The organism is Mucilaginibacter rivuli, from assembly GCF_019391655.1.
GTDB classification, from domain to species: Bacteria; Bacteroidota; Bacteroidia; order Sphingobacteriales; family Sphingobacteriaceae; genus Mucilaginibacter; species Mucilaginibacter rivuli.
In genome coordinates, this window is sequence record NZ_JAHXPQ010000004.1 from 160470 (window position 1) to 176269 (window position 15800).

Annotated in this window: 14 protein-coding genes; 4 read left to right on the top strand and 10 right to left on the bottom strand. The window is 43.7% G+C overall.

What is annotated here, in order from left to right:
• Window positions 1-81 precede the first annotated feature (81 nt).
• On the top strand, window positions 82-1086 hold the full coding sequence (locus KXQ82_RS10575) for a PorP/SprF family type IX secretion system membrane protein (RefSeq protein WP_219488290.1): 1005 nt from the start codon (window positions 82-84) through the stop codon (window positions 1084-1086).
• 21 nt (window positions 1087-1107) lie between these two features.
• Here the strand turns inward: KXQ82_RS10575 and KXQ82_RS10580 are convergent, their stop codons facing one another.
• A complete protein-coding gene (locus KXQ82_RS10580) occupies window positions 1108-1842 on the bottom strand; it encodes a DNA-formamidopyrimidine glycosylase family protein (protein ID WP_219488292.1) in 735 nt (244 codons plus the stop codon).
• A gap of 85 nt (window positions 1843-1927) precedes the next feature.
• Here KXQ82_RS10580 and KXQ82_RS10585 point away from each other — a divergent pair, with 85 nt between their 5' ends.
• Complete coding sequence (locus KXQ82_RS10585; protein WP_219488294.1) at window positions 1928-2383, top strand: hypothetical protein; 456 nt, start codon at window positions 1928-1930, stop codon at window positions 2381-2383.
• An 11-nt stretch (window positions 2384-2394) separates the two neighbouring features.
• Here the strand turns inward: KXQ82_RS10585 and KXQ82_RS10590 are convergent, their stop codons facing one another.
• From KXQ82_RS10590 to KXQ82_RS10600, 3 genes are all read right to left on the bottom strand, one after another.
• Window positions 2395-2589, bottom strand: coding sequence for a hypothetical protein (locus KXQ82_RS10590; RefSeq protein ID WP_219488295.1), 195 nt, complete (start codon window positions 2587-2589; stop codon window positions 2395-2397).
• 161 nt (window positions 2590-2750) lie between these two features.
• Complete coding sequence (locus KXQ82_RS10595) at window positions 2751-3278, bottom strand: YfiT family bacillithiol transferase (protein WP_219488297.1); 528 nt, start codon at window positions 3276-3278, stop codon at window positions 2751-2753.
• A 4-nt stretch (window positions 3279-3282) separates the two neighbouring features.
• Entirely contained in the window at window positions 3283-4962 is a 1680-nt protein-coding gene (locus KXQ82_RS10600; RefSeq protein WP_219488299.1) for an amidase, read from the bottom strand.
• 139 nt (window positions 4963-5101) lie between these two features.
• Between KXQ82_RS10600 and KXQ82_RS10605 the strand changes: the two genes are divergently transcribed.
• On the top strand, window positions 5102-6931 hold the full coding sequence (locus tag KXQ82_RS10605; protein ID WP_219488300.1) for an FAD-dependent oxidoreductase: 1830 nt from the start codon (window positions 5102-5104) through the stop codon (window positions 6929-6931).
• A gap of 192 nt (window positions 6932-7123) precedes the next feature.
• On the opposite strand, the gene KXQ82_RS10610 is transcribed toward KXQ82_RS10605, so the two are convergent.
• From KXQ82_RS10610 to KXQ82_RS10635, 6 genes are all read right to left on the bottom strand, one after another.
• Complete coding sequence (locus KXQ82_RS10610) at window positions 7124-9592, bottom strand: putative glycosyltransferase family protein (RefSeq protein WP_219488301.1); 2469 nt, start codon at window positions 9590-9592, stop codon at window positions 7124-7126.
• Between the two features lie 71 nt (window positions 9593-9663).
• On the bottom strand, window positions 9664-9954 hold the full coding sequence (locus KXQ82_RS10615) for a hypothetical protein (RefSeq protein ID WP_219488303.1): 291 nt from the start codon (window positions 9952-9954) through the stop codon (window positions 9664-9666).
• Between the two features lie 2 nt (window positions 9955-9956).
• Complete coding sequence (locus KXQ82_RS10620) at window positions 9957-10199, bottom strand: DUF4834 domain-containing protein (protein WP_219488305.1); 243 nt, start codon at window positions 10197-10199, stop codon at window positions 9957-9959.
• Window positions 10200-10355: 156 nt separating this feature from the next.
• On the bottom strand, window positions 10356-11213 hold the full coding sequence (locus tag KXQ82_RS10625) for a hypothetical protein (protein WP_219488307.1): 858 nt from the start codon (window positions 11211-11213) through the stop codon (window positions 10356-10358).
• 106 nt (window positions 11214-11319) lie between these two features.
• Window positions 11320-13350, bottom strand: a complete 2031-nt coding sequence (uvrB, locus tag KXQ82_RS10630; protein WP_219488309.1) for an excinuclease ABC subunit UvrB — start codon at window positions 13348-13350, stop codon at window positions 11320-11322.
• Between the two features lie 126 nt (window positions 13351-13476).
• The gene (locus KXQ82_RS10635; protein ID WP_219488310.1) at window positions 13477-14346 is read right to left on the bottom strand and encodes an AraC family transcriptional regulator; all 870 of its coding nucleotides are present in this window, start codon (window positions 14344-14346) and stop codon (window positions 13477-13479) included.
• 137 nt (window positions 14347-14483) lie between these two features.
• Here KXQ82_RS10635 and fucP point away from each other — a divergent pair, with 137 nt between their 5' ends.
• The gene (fucP, locus tag KXQ82_RS10640) at window positions 14484-15797 is read left to right on the top strand and encodes an L-fucose:H+ symporter permease (protein WP_219488312.1); all 1314 of its coding nucleotides are present in this window, start codon (window positions 14484-14486) and stop codon (window positions 15795-15797) included.
• Window positions 15798-15800: the final 3 nt, after the last annotated feature.

A 15800-nucleotide genomic window follows, 5' to 3' on the forward strand; every position in this document is an offset into this window, starting at 1 on the left:
GGGTGTTAACAAGTCCTTAATTTTGGCGCAGGGGTCTTTCCTATATTTGAAAACCCCTTATTACTGTCTGAGCACATTGCAATGAAGAAATTTATATCATTCATTTTAATTATAACTGCCTTTGGTGCAAGCGCTCAACAACTCCCGCAATACACGCAATACACCTTTAACCAATTACTAATTAACCCCGCGGTTACCGGCGTTGAAAGCTATTGGGATTTTAAAGCCGGCTACCGCAGCCAGTGGACAGGCCTGCAAGGCGCGCCAACAACTGCCTATCTAACCATGAGCATCCCGCTTAATAAAAACTTTTCACTGTATGATTACTCCCAGATCCTAAGCAATGCCGATAACCCCATGGGCAACAGCAATGGCTATTCGGCACCGGCAAGCCACAGCGGCATTGGCCTTAACCTGGTAAGCGATAAAGCCGGTGCGTTTAAACAAACCCACCTCGATATTGATTATGCCTATCATATCCGCATGAGCGAATCATTTAACCTTGCCCTGGGTGCTTCTTTTGGTATCAACAACATCAGCCTTAACACTGCCGAACTGAACTTTTCTAATCCGCTCGATCCGGCCATAACACAGGGTGCGGGCAGCCAGCTAAAACCCGAAGCAGGCTTGGGTTTATATGCTTACGGGCAATCATTTTTTATAGGCGCATCGGCACAACAACTTATACCGCAAACTATAAGCTTTAGCTCCAACACGTCCTACTCATCGCAAAGTAAAACGTATGCACAATATTTTTTATCGGCAGGGCTTAAGCTTTACCCCAGTGATGATGTTACCCTACTGCCCTCGCTGGTTTTTAAACCCAATGATATTGGCCCGCTAAATTTTGACGCGAACATAAAAGTAGCTTTCCGTGATAATTTTTGGATAGGTGGCGCTTACCGTAAAAACGATGCCGTTTCGGGTAGTTTTGGCTTTAACCTGGGCGCTTTTTTAACCGTAGGTTATGCATATGATTATACTACATCAAACCTTAACAATGTGAGTAACGGCAGCCACGAGTTGATGATAGGTATACTCTTAAATAATAATTATAACGTAACCAGCGCCCGCCATACCTGGTAATTGCTTAATTGTAAGTAACAGTTACGCATACAATTTCTGGCAAACATCACAATAAAAAGTACGGCGTTTACTTTTGCCAAGCACCTCCTCATGTAAAGCCACATGGTCGCGCGGGCAGGTTTTTTTATCGTAAGCCTCCCAATGCCTTTTTAATATGCCTGCTTTTTTCCACTTCAAAAAATCAAAACTGTAATGTACCGCTTCGGCTATCAATTGCTTTAGTTTTGCGGGCGGCATATCACCTACCTTGCTTTCAGGGTGTACCCTTGCCCTAAACAGTGCCTCGTTTTTAATAATATTACCAACGCCTGCAAATATATGCTGGTCCATAAGGGCATCGCATGCAAGCATTTCGGGTTTGGCGCGTAGTTTTTTTATCGCCTTAGCCGTACTCCAATGCGGGTTCATTACATCGGCCTGCCAATCATACAGTTCATCAAGTGGCCGCTCAAGCAACTCAACTACACAGGCATAAAAGTTGATCTCGCCATCGTCAAAATACAATCCCAGTTTTGCCGGCTTATCGCGATGCTCGTTTACCCGGTACATTCCAAACATCATCAGGTGTATCCTGATCGTAAATTCAGGAAAACAGATCAGCAGGTTTTTGCCCCAGGTTTTAAAAGCAGTTATTTTTTGCCCTTCCAAACATTTCGCATCAATACCTTTGGCAATTGCCGATGCCTTCATTACGGTATCGCCTGTAAAGGGATCAAGTAATTCTCTTAATATCCTGATGGACGGTCCTTCGGGCATAATTTTTGTTTCGAAAAAAAATACAAAAACCAAGCCATTTGCTTATCTACTACGTATAATAGTTAATATAATTGCAAAACAAAATATGGATACCTTAACTACCCGAAATATAATTACCGACCTGATAGCCGCTGTTGAAAACCTGATACCGGTTTACATGCAAAACACTGAAGACCAGGAGCGATCAAAAGGAAATGTGGCTTTTTGTATTATTGATGAAGATGGCAATGTATCCGGAAAGTTTATGGGCCCCGATAAAATACGTACCCGCGAATTATACCGCATAGCATGGACCAAAGCCAGCCAGGTACATATAACAGGTGTTAACACCGGCAATTTTGAAAAAATGTATTTTAACGACCTCGGCAATGTAAACAGCTTTGGCATTAAAGCGCCTGACCTTATTGGTTGGGAGGGCGGACAAGCCCTACACCTAAAAAACGGAAAAAAATTGTTTGTAGGTTTCAGCGGATTCCGCAGTGCTACCGATCTTGAAATTATGCAGAAAGCGCTGGCTTATATTGAAGCCCGTTATCAATAGCCCAAATTGCTTCAGGTTTGTGGCCGTAAAAAAACCACCATCGAAAAAATAAGTGCCGAACCAATACTTGGGATAAAACTTCCCTGCAAACCATCCCATACGGTATTATGATACAAGGCCATACTTATTACAGTCAATGCAGCTATCATAGCTCCAAAACTCAATAAAAAAAACCTCAACCATAGTTTAGCCCGTCTGCCGTACATTATATCAGGGGTATATCCACATTTACGTATTATAGCTGCATTTAGGTTGCTACAGCTAAAAAGAATTTATAAATGTAATGTTAATTTAGTTTAAAATAAAAAACCTGCACCCATCCTTAAAAAAGAACACAGTGCAGGTAATATTTCGCTCCCTGTAATACTTAAAACTTAACCCCTGTAATATGGGCCAAATGGTGGTTGCCGTGCCATGCATACATACCAAGGTTTCGGCGCAATGGCGTTGTTGCACCGCTTTCGGGATGTACAAACGTGCGATCCCATTGCTCTTCGTTCAGGCTCTCTAATAACGCTACCCATTTGTTGTGTAAAGCGTCTATCAATTGTAAAGATGGTTCAATGGGTAGTTTTGAATCGGCCAGTAAGGCCCAGTCGGCTTCTTCGTAAGGTTTAATGGTAGGGTTGTCTTCCGTCAGCGCAAGCTTAAAACGCACCAGCGCGTTAATATGGCTGTCGGAAACATGGTGAACAACCTGCCTTATAGTCCATCCACCGGGGCGGTAGGGTGTATCCAGTTGTGCTTCGCTAAGCGACATGGTAGCTACCCGTAGTTTTGCAGGCAGCTCCTTTATATCAGCAATCCATTGCTGCATTTGCTGTTCTGTATAAGATGATGGCGGCGTAAATTTACCTATCGGGAAACGTAGGGCATCTAATTCTGCTGTGCTCATATAATTAAAAGTTTAAGGTTGGATGTTTTTTATTAAAGTCTGTAGCGTCCTGGTAAATTTTGGCTGCCATCAGCGTTTTGCCCTCACCAAAAAGCTGGCCCATAAAAGTAATACTTGCCGGCAAGCCTCTTACGTTCAATCCGTTTGGCAATACCACGCAAGGGTTTCCTGTTAAATTAGTAAGTTGCAAATTCTGGCTGAATGAAGGTGCTACATACAAGTCGAGCCCCTTTAACTGCTCATACCATTGCTGTATCAGTATGGTACGTGCCCGGTTTGCCTGTATGTACTCTACCGCAGGTATAAATTGGCCGTACCTAAAATTGTTTGGCCAGCTGCCCTTACGTTGCTGTGCCAGCATATCGTCTTTATGGTTCAATACCAACTCCTGGAAAGCCGCCGCTGCCTCAGCATTCAATACAAATGTTAACGGCCCTGCCGACATTTTTGGCAGCTCAACTGGTACAAGTTCGGCGCCAAGCTCTTTCAGTTTCACTAAGGTAAGTGAATCGTTCACATGGTTTTGCGTGCGGCGCGAGTCGAAAGCTGCTTTCAGGTAACCAATTTTCCAGCCTTTCAAGTCTTTTACCGTACCATCATATTTAAATGGGGCGGCAATGGTGCTCGGGTCGTTCGGGTCGGTGCCTTGTATCGTGTTAAACACAATGGCATCATCCTCAACACTCCTGCATATCGGGCCAAGCTTATCCATACTCCAGCTTAAAGCCATCGCACCATATTTGCTTACCCTGCCAAATGACGGGCGTAAACCCGTATCCCCACACTCGGTTGATGGCGATACAATAGAGCCCAACGTTTCCGACCCAATAGCGAAAGGTACGCAACCTGCAGCAACAGCCGAAGCCGGCCCGGCAGAAGAACCGCTCGAGCCACGGGTAATATCCCAGGGGTTGCGGGTTTTGCCGCCGAACCAGGTATCGCCCTGGGCAAGTTCGCCTAAAGTTAGCTTGGCTATAAGCACCGCACCCGCGTCTTCCAGTTTCTTCACTACAGTGGCATCAATGCCAAAAGCCTGCTCTTTATATGGTGTAGCGCCAAAAGTAGTTTTCGAATCAGCCGATGAAAGCAGATCTTTCACCCCGAAAGGTATACCATGTAATACGCCTTTGTATTTGCCTGCCGCAATCTCCGCATCGGCTTGGGCGGCTTGTTTTAAAGCATGCTCTTCAGTGAAGTTCACCACGAATAATAGCTTGCTGTTGTACTTCTTCAGCCTGTCCAAAAAGAAAGTGGTCAACTCAACTGATGTGATCTGCTTCGTGCGGATCAATTCGGCTAATTGCCTTACGGTATAAAAAGCAAGTTCATTCTTATCGGCTGGCATCTTCACCGCTTCAATTTTAGATAGCTTAAACCCGCTCACCTTATCGGGATTGGTAAAGCCAACCGGCACGGGGTTAAAATTCAAAGCCGGTACGGTGCTGTTCGGCAGGTTAAGCTTGCGCAACTCCTGGTAAGTTTTTGCCATGCCGTTCAACGCGGTCAGCATCGAATCCTGCTGCGAAGGGCTAAACTCCATGCCTATCACTTTCTGCGCTTCTCTCACTACGTCTGTCGTGATCAGGTTTGTATCAACCTGGTGCCAAACAAAGGCGCCAAATACAAAGCTCAGGCTGCAGGTGGCAGCAAGGCCCAGTCGTTTTTTAGTAAAGATTTTATTCATGACGTGACAATTATTTTTGAGGTATTTCAGTTATGTATGTAATATAATGAGTTTTTTTATGTTTCTGTAGCTGATGTGTCAAATACATCAAACCTTTGCCCTAATTTAGCGTATTGTTGCATATATGTTTACATCCCGAATGATAAAGAAAGTACTGTTCGCGTTTTTTATTACAATCCCACTACTATCTGTTGCACAAACAGTTAAAACCGATGTTATTGTTATTGGCGGTGGTGCCGCCGGAACCGCGGCAGGTATACAGGCCGCACGCAGCGGTGTTAAAACTATACTGGTTGAACCCGGCCCATGGCTGGGTGGCAGCATGACTGCCGGTGGTAATTGTATAGTAGAGGCCAACCGTAATTTACCATCGGGGATATATGGCGAGTTCCGTAAACATGTACGCGATTTTTATAAAAACGAACCTGGGTATGATACCACAGTTAATGCCCAATTACGCTTTGAGCCTTATACCGGCGCTGCCATTTTAAAAGCCATAACCGATACCGTAAAACGCCTCACGGTAAAACTGAATACACCATGGACCAGCATTAAAAAAGATGGTGATGGCTGGATAGTAACCATCCGCGAGAAGAATGAGAATGTACTCATCCGCGCCCAGGTAGTAATTGATGGCACCGAAACCGGCGATGTGGCCACCAAAGCAGGCGCGCAATTTGATATAGGTTTTGACAGTAATAAAAATACCGGCGAAAAAATTGCGCCCGATAATGCCATCAACCAAATACAACAGGTTACCTGGATAGCCGTGGTGAAAGATTATGGCCGCGCCGCCGACCGCACCATTGCCAAACCAGAAGGCTATGACCCTAAGCTATACGCCGGGCTAAAAGGCAAAGACATTAAAAAAATGCTGGCGGATGTAAAACTGCCCAGCGATAAGTACATGATAAAATGGGCCGAATGCTCAACACCAACCACCAGCGAAGACCTTGAACCCGAAAACCGCGACGAGTTTTATAAAAAAGGCCGCCTGCATACTTTAGGTTTAGTTTATTATTTGCAAACCGAGCTTGGTTTTAAAAACCTTGCGCCCGATTTCCAGGAGTTTAATACAGACGATTATTTGCCGATGATACCCTATATCCGTGAGGATAAACGGGCGCAAGGGCAGATCAGGATGGTAGTCGATGATATTTTTATCCCGTATGACCGTGCTTCGAAATTGTACCGCACCTCCATTGCTGTTGGCGATGCAATGCCGGGGCAGCATTATGAGGCAGGAAGCAAGGCAGTTAACATCAATTACCCCCCGTTCCCGGGATATAGCATTCCGTTGGGCAGCGTTATTCTACGGGATATTGACAATTTGTTAGTGACCGAAAAAGCGGTATCAACTACGCACCTGGTAAATGCGAGTACCTTTTATCCGTCAGTACAAATGACATTGGGCCAAGGTGTTGGCACCATAGCCGCATATTGCGCCTTTTTTAAAACCACCACCAAAAAGCTGAACGTACGTAAGATACAAACTGAACTTTTAGATTATAAAGGCTATTTAATGCCCTTTGTTGACGAGAACTGGACAGACCCATACTTCCGTGCCATACAACAAGTGGGTGCAACAGGGATGCTGAGAGGCATTCAGAAATCAACAGGCAAATCATCTGCCGCGGTTTACTTTATGCCCGATTCTGTGGTAATGACGAGCGAGATCAAGCCGGTAATGCTGGAGATCTATTCCCGCTCATTCATCTGGTTCAATAAAAACAAACCGGGGGATGTATTTACCATCGGCAACCTATTGTCATTCATTAGCGAAATGACCCTGGCCGACCCGCATACCCTGCAGCTTAACCTGCAAAAACTCTGGAAAAGTAAATACAAGTTCACTAACGATTTTGATATGGGCAAACCTGTTACCCGCCGTGAATTTGCCATACTGGCCAATCAATATTTTAACCCCTTTGGCAGGGATGTGGATATTACCGGGAAGCTGATCAATTAAAATTTAACACACATTATCCCTTTACGTCATTGCGAGGAACGAAGCAATCTTCGATAGGCAGGTAAGCAATATGCATTGGCGTTAATGAATAGTTTAGGATTGCTTCGTGCCTCGCAATGACGGTTTTTTATAACAAAAAAAGAGCGATGAGGTTACCTCCCATCGCTCTTTCTATATTCCAACTTTATACTTTTAACCTTTAGCTTCCTTAACAGGTTTCTTTCTCAACTCTACAAAGAAAGCCCCGCCTAAAGCCAGTACCAGTAATACCGATCCGGCTAACGAGATCTTCTCGCCTGTGTAGTATGAGTTAGGGTGGAATATAAATTCGATCTTATGGTTACCTACCGGTATCTGCGCGGCACGCAGCAGGTAATCTGCACGGAAATATGGTTTTTCTGCACCATCCAACAGCATTTTCCATCCCTTGTTGTAGTATATCTCAGAGAACACCGCTACCTGTGGTGTTGTAGAACCACTTTGGTATACCAAATGATCAGGGTTATAGCTTACTAACTCTATCTTACCGGAGGTGTCTAAAGCGGTTTGCTTCTCATCTATCAGGCTGGTGTATTGTTTGTCAACAATGGCCTCATTCTTCGGACTAAAGCTGCTGATGGCCTGCATCTCCGAATCCGCATTATCCGCGAATTTTACATTTTTAACAAACCAGGCATGGCCGCAGGCTGTAGCATTACGGTGCATGGTTACACCTTGTGTTTTAGGGTCAGCAGTAATAATGTATTTTGTATTCAGCATATCCAACACATCCTGGTTTACGCTTTTGCTAAACTGGCTGCTCTGTAATTCGTCAAAACGTTTCAGTTTGGCAGCATGATAACCACCGATAGATTTATGGAAGAACGACGCATTGGCATCAGTGAACGGATCGCCCGAACTCATGTCAAATACCCTGAAATCAGGATCTTTATCGTTCATAATAAACTGGTCAACATCCCTTGGTTTAGGTTGCTGCATGTCTTCTTTGGCGCCAAAATTATCTTCGCGCACATAGCGTTTGTCAATGGTCCAAAGGTCAACCAGTGTTAATGCCAATAACGATAATGAAACCACGGTAACATTTACCTTTTGTTTGATAAAGGCAAATAATAAACCAAAGGTCAATACCACAAATATCAGCGAACGGAAGGCATCGGCACGAGCCAGTGAGATCCTGTCTTGCACTAAAGCATTGCCAAAGGCAGTAGCTAAACCACTATCGTTATTAAACTGTTGTGTTAACTGCGCTATTAAACCTTGTTGGTTGCTGCCCCTGAACGACAGGAACAAATCGGGCATAACAGCCAATATCAGCGTTAAGCCTCCAACAATATAAAATGCCAGTAATAGCTTTTTCAGGATAGGGCCTTTGTCTTTCGCAGCGATGATCTCGCCAACGGCAAAGAAAGCCAATATAGGGAAACACAATTGGGCTACAGCCAGAATAGATTCAACCGCCCTGAACTTATTGTACATTGGGAAATGGTTGAAGAAAAAGTCGGATACCAAAGGCCAATTTTTACCGAATGATAACAGCATGGTTAATACAATAGTACCAACCAGCCACCATTTGATCGGGTTTTTAACAATGATCAAACCAAATACAAAAAGGAAGCAAACCACGGCGCCAAAATAAAATGGTCCACCCGTAAATGGCTTTTCTCCCCAATAGAACGGCATGTTCTGTGCAAAATTTAGGGCCTGAGTTGGGTCAACACCTTTGCTGGTTAATACCTGTACGGTTTTAGCATCCTGGTCTAAAGTAGTAGCACCGCCTCCGCCATAAATGTTAGGCACTAAAAAGGTTAAGCACTCGCCTACACCCTGGCTCCATTGGTAAGCATAATCTTTACCTAAGCCGGTGCTTGGTTCGGTAGTATGTTGTGTTAAATTTGATTTACCACGGTTGGTTTCCTGTCCGTATTCAAAGGTTGACCATAGCATGGATGCGTTTACGGCAAGCGCCAGTAAAGTAGCCACGGCAAGATAGCCTATGGCAGTACCAAATGGTTTTAATTGTTTTGATTTGAAGGCCTGGTACAATTCAACGCCTACCAAAATCAAAATGGCAAACATGAGGTAATAGGTCATTTGAATGTGGTTGGCACGGATCTCCATCGCCAAAAAGAAAGCCGTTAATGCCGACCCCAGCAAATACCTTCCACGCAAAGTGAGTATAATACCCGCCAGTATAGGCGCAAAAAAGGCTATGGCAAAGGCCTGGTTGGCATGCCCCGCCCCCAGCAAAATAATGTTGTAAGATGAAAACGCGAAAGCGATAGCCCCAGCTGCCGATAGCCACGGATTCAGTTTTAAAACGCAAAACAACAGGTAAGCGCCAAGCAGGTACAGCAAAGCCGTATCAACCGGTACCGGGAAAGTCGCCTTTAAAGCTTTAACCACATAACTGGTAATGTTATTGGGATAAGGTACCCAGATCTGGAAGGCAGGCATACCGCCAAAAAGCTGGTTTGTCCAAAGTATGGTGGTGTCTTTTTCTTTGTATTTGTTTATTTCGGCCTGTGTGCCCTGGGCGTGTAAAACGTCGCCCTGGCCAAGTACCTTGCCCTGGAAAGCAGGGGTAAAATAGAAAAAGCAGATTGCAAAGAAACCCGCGATAATGGCCAAATGAATGCCATTGTTTTTAAACCAATTGTTCATTAAGTTGATTATATGATGTTCAAAAATATGAAATTGAGCGGGAATACAAATTTTAAATTGGTTTTAAAGCCTTAACACTTCAGGGTACCTGCCCTGAGCACAAAAAACAATAAAACCAAACCGGCTAAGCTGATGCAATACGCAATGGTACGTACCTTATCATACATTTCGCGCTCGCGGTGTACCTGGTAGGCGTTATATAGCGCGAGGCCGCCTATCACCACCCAAAAAAACCAGTCGATATGGCTGCACATGGCCCAAAACTGGATGGCTAATGCAACCGTAACATAGTTAGCCGTTATCAAAAAGAATGATTCGGGGGTATTAAAGTGCCGGCGTTTAAATACTTCTTCGGGAAGCATAGTTATTTAATTTCTTCGTAGTCTATAAAATCACCTTCAGAATCAGGTATAGATGCCTTTGTCTTTGGCGCATAGTCTACATGCACTTTATTATCGGGTTTGCGTTGTTGCTGATATTGCTGACCGGCCTGTTGCTGCGCCTTATTAACCACACGCTGAAAAAGCATAGGCAATAACAAACGGATAAGCATCCGTATAAAATACAGCACAACAATGGCGGTTACTAAAAATTCAATAAATTCCATTTGTTAAATTGTAAAGCTCAAAATTACATAAATTAATTCCACAAGTAAAAACAGGCGGAACATAACAATGCCACACTTATTAAGTGCATAACGGCATAATTGTTTGTTTATGTTATGGAGGTTGGCTATTGAGTTACAAAAATGACGAAAAGTAAACTATTGCTTAATAGCAGGCAGGGTAAGTTTCACCCAAAAATCTTCAGACTGGTTCATATCCGATTTATTTTGCTGATCCTGACTGCCACCACCGAGACGGCCGCCTCTACGGCCGCCGCCACCCATTCGTCCGCCGCCACCACCAAATCCACCACCGCCCGAGCCGCCAATGCCTTCCATGCCACCGCCCTCCGGCCGGCCATCTTTTTTGGGTTTCTCCATACCATTAATTGATATATTGATGGCTAATTCGTTGGCTTTATTGGACTTTAAGTATAAGAATTTGAGTGGGATAGCTATCTCATAGCCAAGGTTGTGTTTATCATCAAACTTAACAGCGGCTTTAAAGCCATAGGTATTAGCTGTGGTTATCACATCGCTCTCCACATCTTTAAACCCTGATACCTTTATGCTGGTTGATTGTATGAGCGATGGCGGCCTGTTCAGTTCCTGACTGTCATCATTGTCTGCTGTGGGACGGGTAAATATGGCGTTCTTATCGGGAATGGGGTATGTAAGGTTATACTTTTTGCTTTTTTTACCATCCGGGTTAACCGAAACCGTAATGCCGCCTGCCATAATTTTATGTATCACTTGCCTGTCGGCTGCTGATATGGCCACATACAGATCGGAATCATTATCTGCTATCGCATAATTCAGCTTGGTTTTTTCATCGTATAAAGCCAGCGAATCGCCCCATTCTTTTATCGAACCATCAACGCTAACATTATCAGGTGCTTTTTGTATTTGCGGGTTATTACCTTGCGCATGTGTATCCATAATAAGGAGCAACAGCAAGGCAACAGTAATCAATATAGCTACCGAAGTGGTAATAAAGTACTTGAAGTAATTTTTCATGATAAGGGCATTTACCGGGTTTTGGTGTAAAGTACCCTTATCAAAATGAAAATAGCATGAATTATTGAAACAATCTATCGCTAAACTTAAACGTATAGCGCACTTGTTACGAAAATTTTTCCTCCATCATTTTTTCCAGCACAAACATTTCATCGCGCAGTTTGGCAGCCAGTAAAAAGTCCATATCCTTGGCTGCGGTAAGCATTTGTTTTTTTGTGTTTTCGATAGATTTTTTGAGTTCGGGCTTGGTCATGTACTGCACTATCGGGTCGGCGGCAATTGTTGCCGCGGCATTGCTCTCAATGTATTCGCGCTGTACACCACCTTTAAAATCGACTACTGATGTTTGCTCAATAATGCCCTCCTTGCTTTTGCCTACTGTTTTTGGCGTAATACCATGTTCGGTATTGTAAGCTATTTGCTTATCGCGACGGCGATTGGTTTCGTCTATCGTTATCTGCATCGAATCGGTTACCTTATCGCCATACATAATTACCCGGCCCCTATCGTTACGGGCGGCGCGGCCTATAGTTTGTATCAACGAACGTTCAGAGCGCAGAAAACCTTCTTTATCGGCATCCAGAATAGCCACCAAACTTACTTCGGGTAAGTCCAATCCCTCACGCAATAAGTTGATACCGATTAACACATCAAACTCGCCTAAACGTAAGCCACGCAGAATTTCCACCCGCTCCAAAGTTTTTACTTCCGAGTGGATGTAGCGGCACTTGATCCCCAACCTGTCCATATATTTTGCCAACTCTTCGGCCATGCGTTTGGTAAGGGTGGTTACCAATACGCGGTCGCCCAGTTTGATGGTTTTGTCTACTTCGTCCAGCAGGTCATCCACCTGGTTAATTACCGGGCGGACTTCGATAACCGGGTCCAACAATCCTGTCGGGCGAATTACCTGCTCCACAAAAACACCATCACATTTCTCCATTTCAAAATCACCGGGGGTTGCGCTTACGTAAATGGTTTGCGGCGCAAGGTTTTCAAACTCCTGGAAGTTGAGCGGGCGGTTATCCAAAGCCGCAGGCAAGCGGAAACCATAATCAACCAGTGATATTTTTCGACTCCTGTCGCCGCCATACATCGCCCGTATTTGCGGCACTGTAACGTGGCTCTCATCAATCACCATCAGGTAATCATCAGGGAAATAATCCAGCAAACAGAATGGCCTGGCACCCGGTTTACGCCCATCAAAAAAGCGGGAGTAATTTTCAATACCCGAGCAGTAACCCAATTCGCGTATCATTTCCAGATCGTAGTTCACCCGCTCTTCCAAACGCTTGGCTTCTAAAAAGCGACCATCGTTAATAAACTGTTTTTTGCGGCCCTCCAACTCTTCCTGTATCTCCCAAACGGATTGCTGGAAACGCTCGCGGGGAGCAACGTACAGGTTGGCAGGATACACCACCATATCCTTCATCTTTTCCACCGTTTTTCCCGTTTGGGGATCGAAGGTAGAAAGCTCTTCAATATCATCACCAAAAAACGAAACGCGGTAAGCCACATCCATATTGGCCGGGAAAATATCAACTACATCGCCCTTTACCCTAAAGTTGCCCCGGCGGAAATCGGCGGTGGTACGGGCATACAATATCTCCACTAAACGGTGTAAAAAAGCATTGCGGCTAACCCTTGTGCCCACAGAAAAACGGAACACCGAGTTGGCAAAATCCTCAGGGTTACCCATACCATAAATGCAGGAAATAGATGATACCACGATCACGTCCCTGCGCCCCGACATTAATGCCGATGTGGTACGTAAACGCAGCTTTTCTATCTCATCATTTATCTGCAGATCTTTTTCAATATAGGTATTTGATGAGGGGATGAAAGCTTCGGGCTGGTAATAATCGTAATAGGATACAAAGTAATTTACCGCGTTTTCTGGGAAGAACTGCTTAAACTCGCCATACAACTGCGCCGCCAGGGTTTTATTGTGACTAAGTATCAACGTTGGCTTTTGCGTTTGCTGTATCACGTTGGCAACGGTAAACGTTTTACCCGAGCCGGTAACCCCCAGCAGCGTTTGGTAATTATCGCCATTGTTAACGCCCTGAACCAATTGTTTTATGGCTTCGGGCTGGTCGCCATCAGGCTTATAATGCGAGGTTAATTTAAATTCCATTGAATATCAAAAATACACATTTTAGACTCAAGAACCGAGAATCAAGAATTAAGATTACATACCGTTAATAAATCAATTTCACTGATTTTCTTAATTTGCATATCTGCACATTTACTCATCTGCACATTAAACCTTCTTGTATTCCCGCTGATAACTCAAGGGGCTTTTTCCGGTAATCAGTTTAAAATATTTATGAAAGCCCACCAGGTTATTAAAACCACATTCAAAACATATTTGTTTGATGTTGAGGCGGTCTTCTATCAGCAGTTTGCAGGCATCGCCAACGCGTATCTCAATTAAAAACTGCGAGTACGTTTTGCGTGTGCGCGATTTAAAGTACCTGCAAAACGAGTTCTCGCTGATGCGGGCTATATCGGCAATTTCGCTTAACTGTATCTTACGGCGAAAATGTGCGAGCGAGTATTCATAAATGGCATTAATACGTTCATTCTCCTGGTCGTCAAAATCATGCCGAAACCCTATCGACGATAAAAATACAAGTTTATTGCAAGCCGCTATGGCCGATAAAACATCCAGCAAACTGATAATACGATGGATACCTTCGCCGGCTATCATCCTTTTAATTAAACCGGCTACTGTTTCGGCCGTACTACCCGATATATGAACACCGCGTTTAGCCTTTTCAAGCAATTGCTTAATGGGCTTATTTTCGGGAAGATTCAAAAAGTGTTCACCCCAAAAATTTTCGGCAAAGTGTATTACCGCCGCATCCGCATTTAATGTAGTATCGGGCTCAAAGTATGCATCATCATAGCGCCAGTAGTGTGGCAAATGGGCGCCTACCATTACCACATCGCCAACATTAAAGCGCATAATATGATCGCCAATAAAAACAGTCCCGCTCCCTTTGCGGATGTGCACCAGCTCCACCTCAGGGTGATAATGCCATAGGTTATTAATATAAGGGTACATATCCTGCCGCACACTGAAAGAATGGGTAGGCTCGTTGGTTACTTTAAGCAGCTGTGGCTTCATTAAACTTAAAACTCGTTAATAATGAATAAACTTGTTATTTATATGCCAAAATAGTTTATTATTTAAACATATCAAACAAATTGAATTACGGCAAAACCTTCTTTCTTTGTAATACCAATTATTTATCAAAAAAAATTATGCAACCAAACACTTCTAAGCCTATACAGCAAAGTGGAGGTAACAAAAGCCAGGTGTTTGCCTTTGCGCTTGTTACTACCTTGTTTTTTTTATGGGGTTTTGCCCATAACCTCGACCCGATACTTATACCACACTTAAAAAAATCGTTTACGCTTTCAACCGTACAAGCCACACTGGTAGATTCGGCCGTATTCATTGCCTACTTTGTAATGGCTATCCCTGCCGGTTTTATCATGAAAAAGTATGGTTATAAATCAGGCATCATTATAGGCTTACTGTCTTTTGCATGTGGTGCTTTTTTGTTCATTCCGGCGGCAAATGCGCAATCATATGCTTTTTTCCTGGTGGCCCTATTCATTATAGCTTGCGGACTGACAACCCTTGAAACCGCAGCAAATCCATATGTAACAGTTTTAGGCGACCCGGAAACAGGCACTTTCAGGCTAAACCTATCTCAAACCTTTAACGGCCTTGCAGCTGCCTTAGCACCTGTTATTGGCGCACGCATAATTTTAACCAAAGGTTATACTGATGACCAGTTAAAAGTGATGACAGAAGGTGCAAAAAAATTAGCCCTGGCTACCGAAGCCTCATCGGTAAAAATGCCTTATTTTGTTTTAGGTGCAATTTTAGTTGTTATAGCCATAGCATTCGCGTTAACCAAACTCCCTAAGATCCAACAAACCGAAGAGCATCCAACAAGCAAAAATATCTGGCACGCATTTAAACATAAGCATTTATCGTGGGGTGTTGCCGCGCAGTTTTTTTATGTGGGTGCACAGGTATCGGTATTTAGTTTATTTATATTGTATGCTACCAAATCTGCCGGATTAACCGAAGTTAAAGCTGCCGATTATTTGGGCGCTTGTGGCTTAGCATTTCTTATAGGCAGGTTTTTAGGTACTATTTTAATGCGATTTATCAAACCTAATATTTTGTTGGGCTTGTATGCGGTAATTAACATTGTATTATGTGTTGTAGCTATTACTGCAAGTGGCATGATAACTGTTTACACCGTTATAGGCATTTGTTTCTTCATGTCTATTATGTTCCCTACTATTTTCTCACTTGGAATAAAAGGCCTTGGAGGAGATACCGAGTTTGGTAGCAGTTTAATTATCATGTCGATAGTTGGTGGCGCTATACTGCCGAGGGCTTTTGGCATGATTGGCGAAGGTACGGGCAACATCCAGAATGGTTATATTGTTCCGTTGGCTTGCTTTGTTATAATAGCGATATTTGGCTTTTCAGGATACAAAATAGCCACAAAGGCTGATGTTGAAATTGCCATTGACCCTGGAAATTTAGGATAAACC

Bases quoted from the DNA above. Each gene is read 5' to 3' on its own strand.
- KXQ82_RS10610 (WP_219488301.1), bottom strand. From the start codon at position 9,592: ATGAACAATTGGTTTAAAAACAATGGCATTCATTTGGCCATTATCGCG.
- KXQ82_RS10575 (WP_219488290.1), top strand. From the start codon at position 82: ATGAAGAAATTTATATCATTCATTTTAATTATAACTGCCTTTGGTGCA.
- KXQ82_RS10600 (WP_219488299.1), bottom strand. From the start codon at position 4,962: ATGAATAAAATCTTTACTAAAAAACGACTGGGCCTTGCTGCCACCTGC.
- fucP (WP_219488312.1), top strand. From the start codon at position 14,484: ATGCAACCAAACACTTCTAAGCCTATACAGCAAAGTGGAGGTAACAAA.
- uvrB (WP_219488309.1), bottom strand. From the start codon at position 13,350: ATGGAATTTAAATTAACCTCGCATTATAAGCCTGATGGCGACCAGCCC.
- KXQ82_RS10580 (WP_219488292.1), bottom strand. From the start codon at position 1,842: ATGCCCGAAGGACCGTCCATCAGGATATTAAGAGAATTACTTGATCCC.
- KXQ82_RS10635 (WP_219488310.1), bottom strand. From the start codon at position 14,346: ATGAAGCCACAGCTGCTTAAAGTAACCAACGAGCCTACCCATTCTTTC.
- KXQ82_RS10595 (WP_219488297.1), bottom strand. From the start codon at position 3,278: ATGAGCACAGCAGAATTAGATGCCCTACGTTTCCCGATAGGTAAATTT.
- KXQ82_RS10625 (WP_219488307.1), bottom strand. From the start codon at position 11,213: ATGAAAAATTACTTCAAGTACTTTATTACCACTTCGGTAGCTATATTG.
- KXQ82_RS10585 (WP_219488294.1), top strand. From the start codon at position 1,928: ATGGATACCTTAACTACCCGAAATATAATTACCGACCTGATAGCCGCT.
- KXQ82_RS10620 (WP_219488305.1), bottom strand. From the start codon at position 10,199: ATGGAATTTATTGAATTTTTAGTAACCGCCATTGTTGTGCTGTATTTT.
- KXQ82_RS10605 (WP_219488300.1), top strand. From the start codon at position 5,102: ATGATAAAGAAAGTACTGTTCGCGTTTTTTATTACAATCCCACTACTA.
- KXQ82_RS10615 (WP_219488303.1), bottom strand. From the start codon at position 9,954: ATGCTTCCCGAAGAAGTATTTAAACGCCGGCACTTTAATACCCCCGAA.
- KXQ82_RS10590 (WP_219488295.1), bottom strand. From the start codon at position 2,589: ATGTACGGCAGACGGGCTAAACTATGGTTGAGGTTTTTTTTATTGAGT.